Source organism: Streptomyces sp. NPDC104367, from assembly GCF_055583825.1.
The window spans coordinates 83,786-98,796 of sequence record NZ_JBVJND010000007.1 but is presented as its reverse complement, the minus strand read 5'-3'; the positions used below and the strand labels follow the sequence as shown (position 1 = coordinate 98,796).

Below are 15,011 nucleotides of genomic sequence, written 5' to 3'. Positions count from 1 at the left end.
CGAGCACAGCGGCGGGTCTCAGGGGTAGAGCAGCACGTCGTCGCCGGCCCACCGGGCGGGCGGGACGGGCGGGTCGCACAGCGGCAGCGGGTCCTCGCCCGCGTCGACGGCGTGCCGCAGGCGGTCCGAGCCCCACAGCAGGTCGACGAAGTACGGGTGGCCGGTCCCCTCGGCGCCGCCGTCGGTCACGCGCCAGCCGAAGTCGTCCGGGTACAGCCGCCGCAGGGTGGCGAGCATGGCGACGGCGGTGCGCACCGGGGCGAACGTCCGGCGGTCGGTGATGTGCAGCTGGACCCCGCGCAGCGGTCGTCCGGCGTGCCGGTGGAAGGCCGGTACGAACCGCAGGTCGCGGAAGTGCACGCCGGGCAGGGCGAGTTCGGCGAGCGCGAGGGCGAACCGCGCGTCGGCGTAGGGGGCGCCGACGATCTCGAAGGGCTGGGTGGTGCCCCGGCCCTCGGAGAGGTTCGTGCCCTCGAACAGACAGGTGCCGGGGTAGACGGCGGCGGTGGCGGGCGTCGGCATGTTCGGCGAGGGCGCGACCCACGGCAGGCCGGTCGCCGTCGCGTCCTGGGCGCGGCGCCAGCCGGCGGCCTCGATCACGGTCAGGTCGGCGGCCCGGCCCGCCTGCCGGGGTACCGCCGAGGTGTTGAGGAACCGGGCGAGTTCGCCGCAGGTGAGGCCGTGCCGGACGGGGATCGGGGCGCGCCCGACGAAGCTGGCCCAGGCGGGGTCGAGCAGGGGGCCCTCGCTGAGCAGGCCGCCGAGGGGGTTGGGCCGGTCGGCGACCACGAACCGCAGGCCCGTGCGGGCCGCCGAGGCCATCAGGTCGAACATCGTCCACACGTAGGTGTAGAACCTGGCGCCGATGTCCTGGAGGTCGTACACCAGGGCGTCGACACCGCTGTCGATCAGCACTTTGTCGAGGCGTTCGCCGTCGTGGCGGTAGGTGTCGTACACCGGCAGTCCGGTGTCGGGGTCCCGCCGCGCGGTCTCGCTCTCGCCGGCCTGCCCGGTGCCGTGCAGGCCGTGCTCCGGTCCGAACAGGGCGACCAGGCGGGCTCCGGCGTCGAGCAGCGCGGGCGCGGCCGGGCGCAGGCCGGGCAGGACGCCGGTGTGGTTGGTGACCAGTCCGAGGCGGCCCGGCCCGGCGAGTTGTGGCGCCGCGTGCAGTCGCGCGATCCCGGTCGTCACGGCGACCCGGTCGTCCCTGCTCATCCCTTGCCCCGTCCGCCGGTGACACCACGATCAAGCAATGGTCGGGAATGTACCCTTCGGTCCGGGATTTTCCGCCGTGAATCGCCGACGGCCCGCCCGGCCCCGCGCCGCGCGGAGGGTCCGTCCGGGGAACCGGTTGCCCCGATGGTGTGACGGCGCGGGTGACGGCGACTCCCTTGCGCCCGGGGGGCGTTGAACCGGGCATGCTCCTCGGCGACATCCCCTCCTTCGCCCAACTGTCGGACGCCTACTGGCTGGACAGTCCGCACCTGGGCGAGCACTCCCCCGACCCGGCACCCCCGGCACCGGGTCCCCGCTCCGGGTGGCGCACCGTGATGCTCGGCCTGTCCGCCCTCACCGTCGCGGTGGCCCTGGTCGTGGCACTGACCTGAAGGCCACGCACGGCGTCTTCCCGAAAGGGGCCCGCGCGACGCCGTCCCACGAGGAGGCCCGCGCGCCACGACACGCCGACGGAGGTCGCTCGGACGTGGGACGTTTCCGTGTCGCCGGGGCGTCCCGGCCCGGCGGCGGTGTGGGATGGCGCCGGACCTCGGTCATTCCGACGTCACAGACGATCCGCGTCACAGACGATCCGCGCCCCAAGCGGTCCACGTCGCAGACGTTCCACGCTCACGAAGGACTTCACGATGCGCCTCTGCCGTCCGCTCGCCGTCACTCTCGGCGGGCTCGCCCTCGCCGTCGTCACCATGGGTCCGGCGGCCGCCGCCGACGGGACCTTCGTCTGGCTGGGGCCCAAGGGCAAGGCGTACGCGATCCAGAACCCGCCGGACCGCAAGTGCCTCGACATGGCGCAGGAGGCGCGCGGGCCGCAGAACGCCACGAAGAAGGCGCTCGTCGTCTACCGCAAGGCGAAGTGCAAGGGCACCGCGCGCCGCATCACCCCGGGCCACTCGGTGTCCGGCAGCGTCCACTTCGCCAGCGTCGTCTTCAACCCCCGCTAGTCCGCGCACCGTTCGGCCCTCCGGCGGCGCCGCTCCCCCTTGTTCCGGTGAGCGTCGCCACCGGTGCGGCCCGTTCTCCCGGCGGCTCGCGGGCGGCCGGGCCGCTCAGACGCCTCCGGCGACCGCGAGGCCCAGCCCGCACAGCACCACGCCGGTGACGATGTTCAGCCCCCGCCGCACCGCCGGCCGGGACACCAGCGCCCGGCCCCGGCCGACGGCCCAGGTGAAGATCAGGTACCAGCACACGTTCACGAGGGCCCAGAGGGCACCCAGCGCGATGCTGCTCAGCAGGACGGGGCCGTCCGTGGTGACGAACTGGGGCAGTACCGACACCGCGAAGACGCCGGCCTTGGGGTTGCCCAGTGCGGTGCCCAGCCCGGCGCCGTACGCGCTCCACAGTCCGGCGGCCCCCTCCGCACCGGCGTCCGGCTCCGGCACGGCGGCGTCGGCGCCGGTCCGCCGCGCCGCCCTCAGGGTGTTGACGCCCAGCACGAGCAGCACCGCTCCGCCCGCGAGCCGCACCGCCAGGTAGGCGTGCGGGTTGGCGAGCAGCACGGCCGACAGGCCCACGGCGGCGGCGGTCGACCAGAGGAGCAGCCCGGTGGCGTTGCCCGCGATGGTGGCCCGGGCCGGGCGCGGGCCGAACTCCAGGGTCTGCCGGATCATGAGCGCCTGCCCGGCGCCCGGGAGCATGGCCAGCAGCCATGTGGTGATCACGAACAGGGGCAGATGGACGGGCACGGTGTCGTCGGCCTTCCTACGCGGGGCGGATGATGCGCTTCCCAGCCTGGCGGGGCCCGTGGATGAAGAGAAGTAAGGGCTGTTCCGGTCAGCATTAAGATGTTTTGGTGATGACCCCCGATCCGGGGCAGCTGCGGCTGCTCGCGCTGATCGACCGCCACGGCTCGCTGACCGGCGCCGCCCACGCGCTCGGCGTGACCCCGGCCGCGGTGACCCAGCAGGTGGCCCGCGCGGAACGGGACTGGAACGCGCCGCTGGTGGTGCGCGGGCCGCGGGGGGCTTCGCTCACCGCGGCGGGGGCGCTGCTCGCGGAGCACGGCCGGGTCATCGACGAGCAGACGGAACAGGCGGGCGAGCGGCTCGCCGCGCTCCTCGGCCATCTGTCGCTGCGGTTGCGGGTCGGCGCCTTCCTGGCGGCCGGGCTGCATCTCCTGCCGCCCGCGCTGACCGCGCTGCGGCACCGGTATCCGCACGCGGACGTGTCGGTGGAGGACCTGCTGTCCGCGCAGGGGGTGGCACGGATCGCGGCGGGCGAACTCGACGTCGCGGTGATCGCGTCCTGGGCCACGCCGCCCGAACCGGGCCCGCACACCGCGGTGCACACCCTGCTGCGCGACCCCATGGTCGTCGTCCTGCCCGACGACCATCCCCTGGTCACCGGGTCCCCCGCCGGCACGCCGCTGCGGCTGGAGCAGCTCCGGGACGAGTCCTGGGTGACGATCCTGGCCGGGCACGCCGCCCACGAGCAGCTGGAGCGGGCGGCGAACGGCGCCGGTTTCACTCCGCGGGTCCGCTTCCAGACGGCGTCCTACGACCTCGCCCAGGCACTGGTCGGCACGGGCATCGGGGTCGCGCTCGTCTCCCGGCTCGCCCTCACCGGGGTGCCCGGCACCACGCACCGCCCCCTGGCCGACCCTGCCCTCCACCGCGACCTGCACGCCGTGACCCGGTCCGACACCTCCCTCACCCCGCTCGCGGACGTCTTCCGGACCCTGCTGGTCGACGTCGCCACCGACCTGCGGGGCGCCTGGGGAGCGCAGGACTGACCGGGCGCCCCCGCGAACCCGCGGGGAAGAGCACGAGAAGCACCGGTGGCAACTCCGCGACGGGCATCACATCAGGACCCTCTTGATCGATCATTCACCCATCAGTCTACCATATGAGCGCCACCCAGCTCGATCGAGAGACGTAGATCTGTGACTGTCAACGATGACTCGTTCACCAACTGGAAGAACCGTGAGGAGATCGCGGAGTCGATGATCCCGATCATCGGGAAGCTGCACCGGGAGCGGGACGTGACGGTCCTCCTCCACAGCCGCTCCCTGGTGAACAAGTCGGTGGTCAGCATCCTCAAGACGCACCGCTTCGCCCGCCAGATCGACGGCGCCGAGCTCTCGGTCACCGAGACGATGCCCTTCCTGACGGCGCTGACCAGGCTCGACCTGGGGCCGTCCCAGATCGACATCGGCATGCTCGCCGCGACCTACAAGGCCGACGACCGCGGTCTGGGCATCGAGGCGTTCACCGCCGAGGAGGTCGCCGGGGCCACCGGCGCCAACAAGATCGACCGCCGGGAGCCGCGGGACGTCGTCCTGTACGGCTTCGGCCGCATCGGCCGCCTGGTCGCGCGCCTGCTCATCGAGAAGTCCGGCTCCGGCAACGGGCTGCGCCTGCGGGCCATCGTGGTCCGCGGTGGCGGCGGCGAGGACATCGTCAAGCGCGCCTCGCTGCTGCGCCGCGACTCCATCCACGGCCAGTTCCAGGGCACCATCACCGTCGACGAGGAGAACAGCACGATCCTCGCCAACGGCAACGAGATCAAGGTCATCTACGCCGACGACCCGAGCGCCGTGGACTACACGGAGTACGGCATCCGGGACGCCATCCTCATCGACAACACGGGCAAGTGGCGGGACCGCGAGGGTCTGTCCGAGCACCTGCGTCCGGGCATCGAGAAGGTCGTGCTGACCGCGCCGGGCAAGGGCGACGTCCCGAACATCGTGCACGGCGTCAACCACGACACCATCAAGCCGGACGAGCAGATCCTGTCCTGCGCGTCCTGCACCACCAACGCGATCGTGCCGCCGCTGAAGGCGATGGCCGACGAGTACGGGGTGGTGCGCGGCCACGTGGAGACGGTGCACTCGTTCACCAACGACCAGAACCTGCTGGACAACTACCACAAGTCGGAGCGCCGCGGCCGGTCCGCGCCGCTCAACATGGTGATCACCGAGACGGGCGCCGCGTCCGCCGTCGCCAAGGCGCTGCCCGACCTCAAGGCCCGGATCACCGGCAGCTCGATCCGGGTCCCGGTGCCGGACGTGTCGATCGCGATCCTCAACCTCCAGCTGGCCCGCGAGGCGTCCCGCGAGGAGGTCCTCGACTACCTCCGCGAGGTGTCGCTGACCTCGCCGCTCAAGCGGCAGATCGACTTCATCACCGCCCCGGACGCGGTCTCCAGCGACTTCATCGGCTCCCGCCACGCGTCGATCGTCGACGCCGGCGCCCTGAAGGTGGAGGGCGACAACGCGATCCTCTACCTCTGGTACGACAACGAGTTCGGCTACTCCTGCCAGGTCGTCCGGGTGGTCCAGTTCGTCTCCGGCGTCGAGTACCCGACGTTCCCGTCGACGGCGGTCTGACACCCCCGCCGGCACCCTCCGCCCCCGGCGGCCGGGCCCCTCCGTGGCACACGGAGGGGCCCGGCCGTTCCTCCCGCCCCGCGCACCACCCTTGACGCGCCCACCTCCCGGTGGCAGCGTTTTATCGATACAACCGACCTCGCGAACATCGTTCGAGATCTCGAACGACTGTTCCGGACAGGAGTCCCCGCGTGCCCACCCCGACCGCGACCGCGATCATCAACCTCGACATCGCAGGCCCCACCATCAGCCGCCACCTCTACGGCCACTTCGCCGAGCACCTCGGCCGCTGCGTCTACGGCGGCTTCTGGGTCGGCGAGGACTCCCCCGTACCCAACGAGGGCGGCATCCGCCTCGACGTCGTCCAGGCCCTGCGCGCGCTCGGCATCCCCAACCTGCGCTGGCCCGGCGGCTGTTTCGCCGACGAGTACCACTGGCAGGACGGCATCGGCCCCCGCGACCGGCGCCCCGTCATGGTCAACACGCACTGGGGCAACGTCGAGGAGAACAACCACTTCGGCACCCACGAGTTCATGGCCCTGTGCGAACTGCTCGGCGCCGAGCCCTACATCAGCGGCAACGTCGGCTCCGGCACCGTCCGCGAGATGAGCGAGTGGGTCGAGTACCTCACCCGCGACGGCGACAGCCCGATGGTCCGCCTGCGCAAGGCCAACGGCCGCGAGGAGCCCTGGCGGGTGAAGTACTGGGGCATCGGCAACGAGACCTGGGGCTGCGGCGGCAACATGCGGGCCGAGTACTCCGCGGACCTGGCCCGCCAGTACGCCACCTACTGCCGCGACCACGGCGACAACAAGCTCTACCGCATCGCCTCGGGCGCCTCCGACGACGACTACAAGTGGACCGAGACCCTGATGCAGCAGATCAGCTGCTTCGGCTGCGAGGCCACCCCCAAGAACTTCTTCCAGGGCGTCTCCATCCACCACTACACCCTCGCCGGCCCCTGGGAGGCCAAGGGCAGCGCCACCGTCTTCGACACCGACGACTACTACCGCACCCTGCTCGCGGCCCGGCACGTCGACCGCATCCTCACCGGCCACTGCACCGTCATGGACGTCTACGACCCCGGGCGCACCGTCGGCCTCGTCCTGGACGAATGGGGCACCTGGTGGGACGTCGAGCCCGGCACCAACCCCGGCTTCCTCTTCCAGCAGAACACCCTGCGCGACGCCCTCGTCGCCAGCACCCACCTCGACATCTTCCACAAGCACGCCGCCCGGCTGCACATGGCCAACATCGCCCAGACCGTCAACGTGCTCCAGGCCATGCTCCTCACCGACGGCGACTCCCTCGTACTGACCCCGACGTACCACGTGTTCGAGATGAACAAGGGCCACCAGGACGCCACTTCGCTCCCGGTGCACCTGCGCACCGAGAACACCGGGCGCCGGGTCGGCGACACCGAGCTGGACACCCTGTCCGCCTCCGCCAGCGTCAAGGACGGCAACGTCCTGATCTCGCTCAGCAACCTGGACGCCGAGGAGTCCGCCGAGGTCACCCTCGACCTGCGCGGCGGTGTCCTCGGCGAGGCCACCGCCCGCGTCCTCACCGCCGACAAGCCCCAGGCCCACAACACCCCCAAGGCGTCGGCGACGGTGGCACCGAGGGCGTTCGAGGACCTCTCGGTCACCGACGGCGGGCTGCGGCTCTCCCTGCCGCCGCACTCGTTCGTCACCGTCCAGGCCCCGCTGAACCAGCGCTGAACCGAGGAGTGCGTCCATGACCCGCACCGCACGTCCGCTCCCCGCCCGCCATCTGCGTCCGCCGATGGGCTGGAACAGCTGGGACTGCTACGGCACCACCGTCACCGAGGAAGAGGTCCTCGCCAACGCGGAGTTCATGCGCGAGCACCTGCTGCCGCACGGCTGGGACACCGTCGTGGTGGACATCCAGTGGTACGAACCCACCGCCCGCGCCCACGGCTACAACCCGGACGCGCCCCTCGTCCTCGACGAGTACGGCCGCCAGCTCCCCGCGCCCAACCGGTTCCCGTCCGCGGCGGACGGGGCCGGTTTCGGACCGCTGGCGGCGCGGGTGCACGCCATGGGCCTGCGGTTCGGGCTGCACATCATGCGGGGCATCCCCCGCCGCGCCGTGGAGGCGAAACTCCCGGTGTTCGGGACCGCGTTCACCGCCGACGAGGTCGCCGACACGGACTCGACCTGCCCCTGGAACTCCGACAACCACGGCCTGGACCACGGCCATCCGGGCGCCCAGGCGTACTACGACGCCCAGGTGGCCCAGTTCGCCGACTGGGGCGTCGACTTCGTCAAGGCCGACGACATGCTCTTCCCGTACCACGAGCGGGAGATCGCCGCCTACGCGCGGGCGATCGAGCGCTGCGGACGGCCGATCGAGCTGAGCCTGTCCCCCGGTACCGACGTCTCCGTGGCACGGCTGGACCACCTGCGGGAGCACGCCACCATGTGGCGGGTCTGCGACGACCTGTGGGACCGCTGGGAGGACGTCGAGGCGCAGTTCGCGCGCATGGCCCGCTGGGCCCCCTGGCAGGGCGGGGGCGGCTGGGCGGATTCCGACATGCTGCCGCTCGGCCGCATCGGCATCCGTGCCGAGCGCGGCGAGGAGCGCGACTCCCGGCTCACCCGCCCCGAGCAGATCAGTCTGCTGACCCTCTGGCTGATCTCCCGCTCACCGCTGATGATGGGCGGCGACCTGCCCGCCAGCCCGCCCGGGACCGTCGAACTGCTCACCAACGACGAGGCACTCGACGTCCTGTGGCACAGCACCGGCAACCGGGAGGTGCTGCGGGAGCGGGACCTGGTCCTGTGGACCGCCGGGGACACCGACGGGCGCACCCGGTACGCGGCCGTGTTCTCCCTGGCCGGTGAGGCCCGCCGGGTCGAGGTGCCGCTCGGCTCCGTCGGCGCCCGTCCGGGCGACCGGGTGCGCGAGCTGTGGACCCGTACCGACACCGGGCACGACGGCCGGCACCTGGTGGCCGAGCTGCCCGCCCACGGCGCCGCCCTCTATCGTCTTGCGGAGGACAGCGGGCGGGAGTGAGCGTGGCGACGATCCAGGACGTGGCGAAGGCGGCCGGAGTCTCGGCGATGACCGTCTCCAATGTGATCAACGGCCATCGCAACGTCCGCCCGGCCACCCGCGAGCGCGTCCTGGAGGCGATGAGCCGGCTCGACTACCGGGTCAACGTCGCCGCCCGCAACCTGCGCAAGGGCCGCACCGGGACCATCGGCCTGGCCGTCCCGGAGATCGACCGCCCCTACTACGGCCGGCTGGCCGCCTCGATCATCGCGGCGGCCGGCCGGCACGGGCTGCGGGTGAGCATCGAACAGACCGGCGCCCGCCGGGAGAGCGAGCTGGCCGCCCTCTCGCTCTCCCGCAACCGGCTCTACGACGGCCTCATCCTCAGCACCGTCGGCATGGGCCCGGCCGACGTCACCGCGCTGGAGGTCGACCATCCGGTGGTGATCCTGGGCGAGCGCATCTTCGGCGGGCCTGTGGACCATGTCGCCATGCCGAACGAGGACGCGGCGAGGGCCGCGACCCGGCACCTCGTCGAGCGGGGCTGCACCCGGATCGCCATCGTGTGCGGAGCGCTCGGCGGTGACGTGGACGCGTCCGGTCTGCGCCACGCCGGGTACCTGCGGGCGCTGGCGGAGGCCGGGCTGGCGTCCGGACCGGAGCTGGTGATGACCGTCGGACCGCTCACCATGCCGGAGGCAGCCCGCGCCGTCCGGGAGCGGACGGCGCACGGCCTGGACTTCGACGGAGTGTTCTGCGTGACGGACACACTGGCCGTCGGCGTACTGCGCGCCCTCGCGGACGCCGGGATCCGGGTGCCGGGGCAGGTCAAGGTGATCGGCTTCGACAACATCGACGAGAGCGCCTACCTGGTCCCCTCCCTGTCGACCGTCGACCCGGACCACGACCTGATGGCCGAACGCGCGGTCGCCCTGCTGGCGGCCCGCATCGACGGGAGCGCGCCAGGGCCGGAACGCGAGGAGTTCACCGGCCCGTTCTCCCTGGTGGTCCGCGAGTCCACGGGCGGCTGACCGGCGTCCCGGTCCGGCGTCAGACCAGGTGGCCGAAGACGACCAGGTTCTCCGTGTAGTCCTTGACGTCGTGGTCGTAGTCGCCGGCGCAGGTGATCAGGCGGACCTCCGGCCGGCGGGTGTCGGCGTAGACGCGTTCGCTGGGGAAGTCGTCCTTGGCGAAGGTGTCGGCGGTGTCGACCACGAAGTGCGCCTCGCTGCCGTCGGCCCGGTCCACCGTGAAGCGGTCGCCGCGCGTCAGCTCGTCCAGCCTGGCGAAGACGGCCGCCGAGGTCCTGGTGTCGACGTGGCCCGCGATGACCGAGGTGCCGGCCTCGCCGGGTGCCGCGCCCCTGGCGTACCAGCCGACGAGGTTCGTGTCGTCGGCGGGCGGGGGCTGGAGCTGTCCGGAGGCGGCGAGGGTGAGGGTGGTGAAGGGGGCGTCGACCGCGATCTTCGGGATGAGCAGGCGGGTCGGGGCGGACCGGGGCAGTGCCTTGCCGGTCCTGCGCGGATCGGCCGAGGGGGCGGCGTCGGCGCTCCCGCCCGGGATGCTGCCCGTGCCGGTGGCGGCCTTGCCGTGTCCGCCGAGGAGCGCCACGGCCAGGAGGAGGACGGCCACCCCCCAGGCGGAGAAGCGTCCGCCGTGCCGGAGGCCGCCCGGGTCGTCGGGGTGCGGGGAGGAGCCAGCTGCCATCCGAGGTCACCTTTCTGGGGCACGGCAGCGGGGTGGGCGGGGAACGGGGGTCGCGGTGCCGCCGGCGTGGTGGGTGCCGGCGGCGGCCGCGTCCCCCGTGTTCGTATGCCCATCAGGACACGGACCCGGTGACTCTCCTGCGCCGCAGCGCGTAGGCGCCGGCGGCCGCGACGCCGAGGACGGCCATGCCGCCGGTGGTCACGCCGGGCGTGGCGAGTCCGCCGCCGCCGGTGTGCATACCGCCGTGCGGCTTGCCGCTCTCCTCGTCGTCACCCCACGAGGAGCCCTCCTCGCGGCTGTCGCCCTTGCCCTTGTCACCCTTGTCCCCCTTGTCGCCGTTGTCTCCCTTGCTTCCCTGGTCCTCGTCCTTGTCCTTGTAGCTCTCGGGGTCGAACTTGCTGTTGCCGCTGTCGCTGTCCGAGCTCCAGTCGTCACCGGCTTTCACCGAGGCCGGCGCGGCGCCCTCCGCGACCGCGGCCTGGGCGGCGGGGGCGGAGAAGGCGAGGGCGGCGGTGGCGGCCGTCGTCGCGAGGATCGTGCGGGCAGAACGCATCTCGATGTCCTTCCGCCGTGGCCGGGTGCCGATACTCCATCAGCTGTAACGACCCGGCTCCGACATGAACCACCGTCAGCCCGCGCCACGGCTCGCACCATCCGTGCCGCCCATCCGTGGTGTCGACACGCCCAACACCGCCCGCCTGGGTCAATCCCGCGCACAGGCGCACCGCCATTCGGGCGGACCTGGGCCCGCACCGGCGTGTCGCCGCACGGGGCGGACCCGTCGCCGTGTCAGTACCCCACGAAGAACGTGGCGTCGGCCTGTTCGGTGCTGGTCGAGATCGGGTCGATCCGCAGCACGTAGTCGGAGTGCCGGATGTAGCGCGTCGGGTAGTTGTACGACCGGAACGAGGCCCAGGAGGAGTCGGCGAGGCCCGCCGTGCGGTAGAAGGTGGCGTCCTGCGCGAACGACGTGGTGCTGTCGTTCTCGTCGAGCTCCAGCTGGTAGTTGTAGTGGCGCAGGTAGCGGGTCGGGTAGTTGACGGACTGGAAGGACACCCCGGTGCTGTCGGCGAGCCCGGGGACCAGCTTCCACATGCCGTCGGTGTACGGGTCGAAGGCGTACTCGTCGATGCGGCCGACGAAGTTGCTGTGCCGGACGTACCGGGCCGGGTAGTTGTAGGACTTCAGCCGGTTCCAGGCGGGCGTGCCCCACTTGGCGACGAGGTTGTTGTACTCGGTCGTGGTGATCGGCTGGATGCCGCAGTGCTTGGAGTTGAGCGGCTGGGTGTAGGTCTTCTGGTCGAGGGCCGTCCAGGTGCCGGCCGACAGGTCGCCGCTCTGCCAGGCGTAGAACACGCCGTTGGGCGACCAGGTGTCGCCCCAGAGGTACCAGGTGGAGCTGGACGCGAGGGACTTGACCAGGGTCGGGGCCTCGGTGCCGTTGTGCGAGACGGCCGTGCTGAACTCGGTGAAGCTGCCGGGGTCCAGTGAGGCGGAGCGGGCGCCGACGAGCGTCGAGTTCTTCTTGAAGTAGAGGTAGTTGACGCCGTTGACGCCGACGGCGAGGTCGCCGTCGATGACGTCGTAGCCGGGGTCGAAGAAGACCTGCGGGTCGCCCGCGGTGACGAAGTCGGCGGTGTAGTTGATCATGATGACGTTGTGGCCGCTGGAGTTGACGGCGGAGTAGATGACGCCGTAGGTACCGCGGCCCGCGTCCCAGAACGCCTCCGGCGCCCAGCTGTGGGTGTCCATGTCGTGCAGCTTCATCCGCCGGTAACCGGTGAAGGTGCGCAGGTCGGTGGAGTCCCAGACGTGGATGTACTGGCTGACGTAGGTCCAGTCGGTGCCGTTGAGGTCGGTGGCGAGGACCACGAAGGTGCCGTCCTGCTTGCGCAGGATGAACGGGTCGCGCAGGCCGAGGGAGCCCGCGGTGGGGGTGGCGACGGGGGCGTTCTGGTTGAGCGGGGTCCACTGGAGGCCGTCGGTGCTGACGGCCAGGTGCAGGCCGTAGTTGGCGGCCAGCATGTCCGGGGACTCGGTGAAGTAGCACATCACGTAGGCCGAGTTGGTGGCGGCCTGCGCGCTTCCGGCGCCCAGGGCGAGGGCGCCGGAGGCGGCGAGGGGGACGGTCGCGGCCATGCCGAGGAACGTGCGGCGCGACAGGGGGGTGCCGTTCATGTGCGCTCCAGACAGGGGGGCGTCCGGTATTTCGGACGCGGTTCGGGAAACCGATCAGAAACTAGAGGGGCGCGTGGGGCGCGTCAATCCTTGCGCAACAAGGGAGTTGCTCGGATTTCCCGCCGCTCGCCCGGGGCCGGGGTTCCGCCCCGAACGCGGGTGCCACGGTGCAGGGGTGCCGCGCTCCGACGGTGACCGCGGTCCGACGGTGACCGGGGTGTCACCGCCCGCCTCCCGGCCGCCGACGCGCAGGGCGGCCGTGCCGAAGCCGTAGGCCAGGGCCATGCGCACCGCGACCGACCCGTGTGGAGCAGCCGGTCCCCCGTCCGCGCCGGCCGGGTCGTACGGCCGTACGCCCGCGCCTAGCCTCGGTCTCACCGTCCGTTCGAGAAGGGCCCCGCATGCCCGGCCGACCGCCCCGATCCCCCCGGCTCCCCCGCCGTCCGCTCGCGTTCCTGCTCGGCGCCCTGACCGGCCTGACCGCCGTCGCCGCCCCCGCTCCCGCCCGCGCGGCCGGCGGCGGGCTGACGGAGTATCCGATCACCACCGCCGCCGACAGCCTGCCCTCCGGGATCACCGCCGGACCGGACGGCGCCCTCTGGTTCGCCCAGGCCGGCACCGCCGGGATCGGGCGGATCACCGCGGACGGCACCGTGACCGCCTTCCCCACCCCGACCCCCGACAGCGCGCCCTTCGCCATCACCCGGGGACCGGACCGGGCGCTCTGGTTCACCGAGCAGACCGCCGGGCGCATCGGCCGGATCACGACCTCCGGCGCCGTCACCGAGTTCGCCCTGCCCAGGGCCACGAGCGCACCCGCCGGGATCACGGCCGGGCCCGACGGGGCACTGTGGTTCACCGAGCTGGGGGCCGACCGGATCGGCCGGATCACCACCTCGGGCCAGATCACCGAGTATCCGGTGCCCACGGCCGACGGCCTGCCGTACGGCATCGCCGCGGGTGCCGACGGCGCCCTGTGGTTCACCGAGCTCACCGGCGGCAGGATCGGGCGTCTCGAACCCGTCGGCCGGATCGCCGAGTTCCCGCTGCCCGGCCGCACGGACTTCCCCGAGGACATCGTCGCCGGGCCCGGCGGCATGTGGTTCACGGCTTCCGGGTCGGACTCGGTCGACCGCATCGACGGCAGCGGCCGCGTCACCCGGTTCCGGCTGCCCGGAGCGGACGGCGACCCCGCCGGGATCGCCGCGGGACCGGACGGCCGGGTGTGGTTCGCCGACCAGTCGGGCCGGATCGGGCGAATCGAGGCGGACGGCGCGATCACCCTCCTACCGGTGCCGGCCGGCTCCGACAAGGGTCCTTTCCGGCTCGCGGCGGGCCCGGACCGCGCCCTGTGGTTCACCGGGCTGCTGGGCAACGCCGTCGGCAGGGTCCGCACCACCGGGGCCGACCGGGGCTCGCCGTCGCCCAATGGGGTAGGTCCGGCCGAAAAACGGATGCTTTGACCCCACGGAGATGGGATTCTTCCCTACGGTCCGATGAGTACCACAGGGGGAGGTATCACCACAGTGAACCGTATGCGCACGTCTTTCACCGTCCTGGCCGCCACCGGCCTCGTCACCGCGGCCCAGTTGGGGGTGGCCGCCGGCGCGTCCGCACAGGCGGGCACGGCGGCGCAGAGCACCGGCTGCCCGGTCGACATCGTCTATCCGAGCCGCTTCTACGTGAACTCGAGCGGCTGGGTGACCGACGGGGGCCTGTACTTCGCGGTCAGGAACAAGAGCACGGCCAAGAGCTTCTCGAAGGTGACGTTCACCGTGACGGACGTCAAGAACATCCGCTTCGGCACCGCCACCGCGAAGAACGGCAAGGTCTCCCACCGGACGTCGAAGGCCGTGTCCGTGTACACGACGACGCTGAAGAAGAAGACGAGCCTCGGCGTGAAGGTGCAGACGCACCTGCTGAACACCAGCACCTACAAGGTGCGGTTCACACTGCACGGCTCCGGATGGAACTGCGCCGTGGACCAGGGCACCTGGGGCTCCTGACCCGGACCGGCCACCCGGCCGCCGCGCACGGCGGACATCGTGAGACCGGCCTCGCGATGTCCGCCCGTCCGACTGCCCTTTTCCGGACCGCTCCCTGACGGATCACCGGCACTCTCCGGACGAAGCGGCACCGAACGGGCTCCGGCGACATCACGGATGATCATGGGCAATTGACTCCGTCATGTGCCGGACGGGCATGTGAAATCGGCCACGGGCGGGAACGATTCGCCGCTGATTCCCAGGTGGTTCCTTAACAAGCTCTTAATTGGGGCTGAGATTACGCAGAGTAAGGAAACCAACCACGCGTTCGAATCGTATAAGTGCATGGAAGAACGAAACAGGGAGAGACCATGCAACCGTTCGCGCTCAACTATGCACGCCCCGCAGTGCAGTTGGACGTCACCACTCCGTACGCGTATGACTCCGGACTGCAGTTGAACGTTCTCCATGATGGCCGGATAGCAGCGACCGATCACGCAACGCTCAGAGCCCTGGGGACGACCACCTCCACCGCGGGTTCCAAGACGCACTTCGACGACTGA

At 71.7% G+C, this 15,011-nt stretch carries 15 protein-coding genes; 10 read left to right on the top strand and 5 right to left on the bottom strand.

Going from position 1 to position 15,011, the window contains the following annotated elements; all coding sequences use genetic code 11:
- Positions 1-18 precede the first annotated feature (18 nt).
- Entirely contained in the window at positions 19-1,215 is a 1,197-nt protein-coding gene (locus ACZ619_RS12805) for an exo-beta-N-acetylmuramidase NamZ family protein (protein ID WP_469597759.1), read from the bottom strand.
- Between the two features lie 203 nt (positions 1,216-1,418).
- Between ACZ619_RS12805 and ACZ619_RS12800 the strand changes: the two genes are divergently transcribed.
- Positions 1,419-1,607 carry a hypothetical protein gene (locus ACZ619_RS12800; protein WP_469597757.1) on the top strand — a complete coding sequence of 63 codons (189 nt, stop codon included), beginning with the start codon at positions 1,419-1,421 and terminating at the stop codon, positions 1,605-1,607.
- Between the two features lie 255 nt (positions 1,608-1,862).
- Positions 1,863-2,177: a hypothetical protein gene (locus ACZ619_RS12795; RefSeq protein WP_469597755.1), complete on the top strand. Its 315-nt coding sequence runs from the start codon at positions 1,863-1,865 to the stop codon at positions 2,175-2,177.
- Positions 2,178-2,282: 105 nt separating this feature from the next.
- Here the strand turns inward: ACZ619_RS12795 and ACZ619_RS12790 are convergent, their stop codons facing one another.
- Positions 2,283-2,918 (bottom strand): LysE family translocator, encoded by a 636-nt coding sequence (locus tag ACZ619_RS12790; RefSeq protein WP_469597753.1) that lies wholly within the window; start codon positions 2,916-2,918, stop codon positions 2,283-2,285.
- A gap of 110 nt (positions 2,919-3,028) precedes the next feature.
- On the opposite strand from ACZ619_RS12790, the gene ACZ619_RS12785 reads away from it, so the two are divergent.
- The 5 genes from ACZ619_RS12785 to ACZ619_RS12765 all read left to right on the top strand — a co-directional run bounded on the left by ACZ619_RS12785 (position 3,029) and on the right by ACZ619_RS12765 (position 9,609).
- The gene (locus tag ACZ619_RS12785; RefSeq protein ID WP_469597750.1) at positions 3,029-3,964 is read left to right on the top strand and encodes a LysR family transcriptional regulator; all 936 of its coding nucleotides are present in this window, start codon (positions 3,029-3,031) and stop codon (positions 3,962-3,964) included.
- 150 nt (positions 3,965-4,114) lie between these two features.
- Entirely contained in the window at positions 4,115-5,560 is a 1,446-nt protein-coding gene (locus tag ACZ619_RS12780; protein ID WP_469597748.1) for a glyceraldehyde-3-phosphate dehydrogenase, read from the top strand.
- A 191-nt stretch (positions 5,561-5,751) separates the two neighbouring features.
- Positions 5,752-7,281, top strand: a complete 1,530-nt coding sequence (locus ACZ619_RS12775) for an alpha-N-arabinofuranosidase (protein ID WP_469597746.1) — start codon at positions 5,752-5,754, stop codon at positions 7,279-7,281.
- Between the two features lie 16 nt (positions 7,282-7,297).
- Entirely contained in the window at positions 7,298-8,599 is a 1,302-nt protein-coding gene (locus ACZ619_RS12770) for a glycoside hydrolase family 27 protein (protein WP_469597744.1), read from the top strand.
- Between the two features lie 2 nt (positions 8,600-8,601).
- Entirely contained in the window at positions 8,602-9,609 is a 1,008-nt protein-coding gene (locus ACZ619_RS12765) for a LacI family DNA-binding transcriptional regulator (RefSeq protein ID WP_469597742.1), read from the top strand.
- Between the two features lie 19 nt (positions 9,610-9,628).
- Here ACZ619_RS12765 and ACZ619_RS12760 read toward each other — a convergent pair whose 3' ends face one another.
- The 3 genes from ACZ619_RS12760 to ACZ619_RS12750 all read right to left on the bottom strand — a co-directional run bounded on the left by ACZ619_RS12760 (position 9,629) and on the right by ACZ619_RS12750 (position 12,463).
- Positions 9,629-10,285, bottom strand: a complete 657-nt coding sequence (locus ACZ619_RS12760) for a class F sortase (RefSeq protein ID WP_469597739.1) — start codon at positions 10,283-10,285, stop codon at positions 9,629-9,631.
- Positions 10,286-10,397: 112 nt separating this feature from the next.
- Positions 10,398-10,838 carry a hypothetical protein gene (locus tag ACZ619_RS12755; protein ID WP_469597736.1) on the bottom strand — a complete coding sequence of 147 codons (441 nt, stop codon included), beginning with the start codon at positions 10,836-10,838 and terminating at the stop codon, positions 10,398-10,400.
- 236 nt (positions 10,839-11,074) lie between these two features.
- The gene (locus tag ACZ619_RS12750; protein ID WP_469597733.1) at positions 11,075-12,463 is read right to left on the bottom strand and encodes a glycoside hydrolase family 43 protein; all 1,389 of its coding nucleotides are present in this window, start codon (positions 12,461-12,463) and stop codon (positions 11,075-11,077) included.
- 401 nt (positions 12,464-12,864) lie between these two features.
- Between ACZ619_RS12750 and ACZ619_RS12745 the strand changes: the two genes are divergently transcribed.
- From ACZ619_RS12745 to tgmA, 3 genes are all read left to right on the top strand, one after another.
- Entirely contained in the window at positions 12,865-13,926 is a 1,062-nt protein-coding gene (locus ACZ619_RS12745; protein ID WP_469597730.1) for a Vgb family protein, read from the top strand.
- Positions 13,927-13,998: 72 nt separating this feature from the next.
- Complete coding sequence (locus ACZ619_RS12740; protein ID WP_469597728.1) at positions 13,999-14,469, top strand: hypothetical protein; 471 nt, start codon at positions 13,999-14,001, stop codon at positions 14,467-14,469.
- Between the two features lie 350 nt (positions 14,470-14,819).
- Entirely contained in the window at positions 14,820-15,011 is a 192-nt protein-coding gene (tgmA, locus tag ACZ619_RS12735; protein ID WP_089102565.1) for a putative ATP-grasp-modified RiPP, read from the top strand.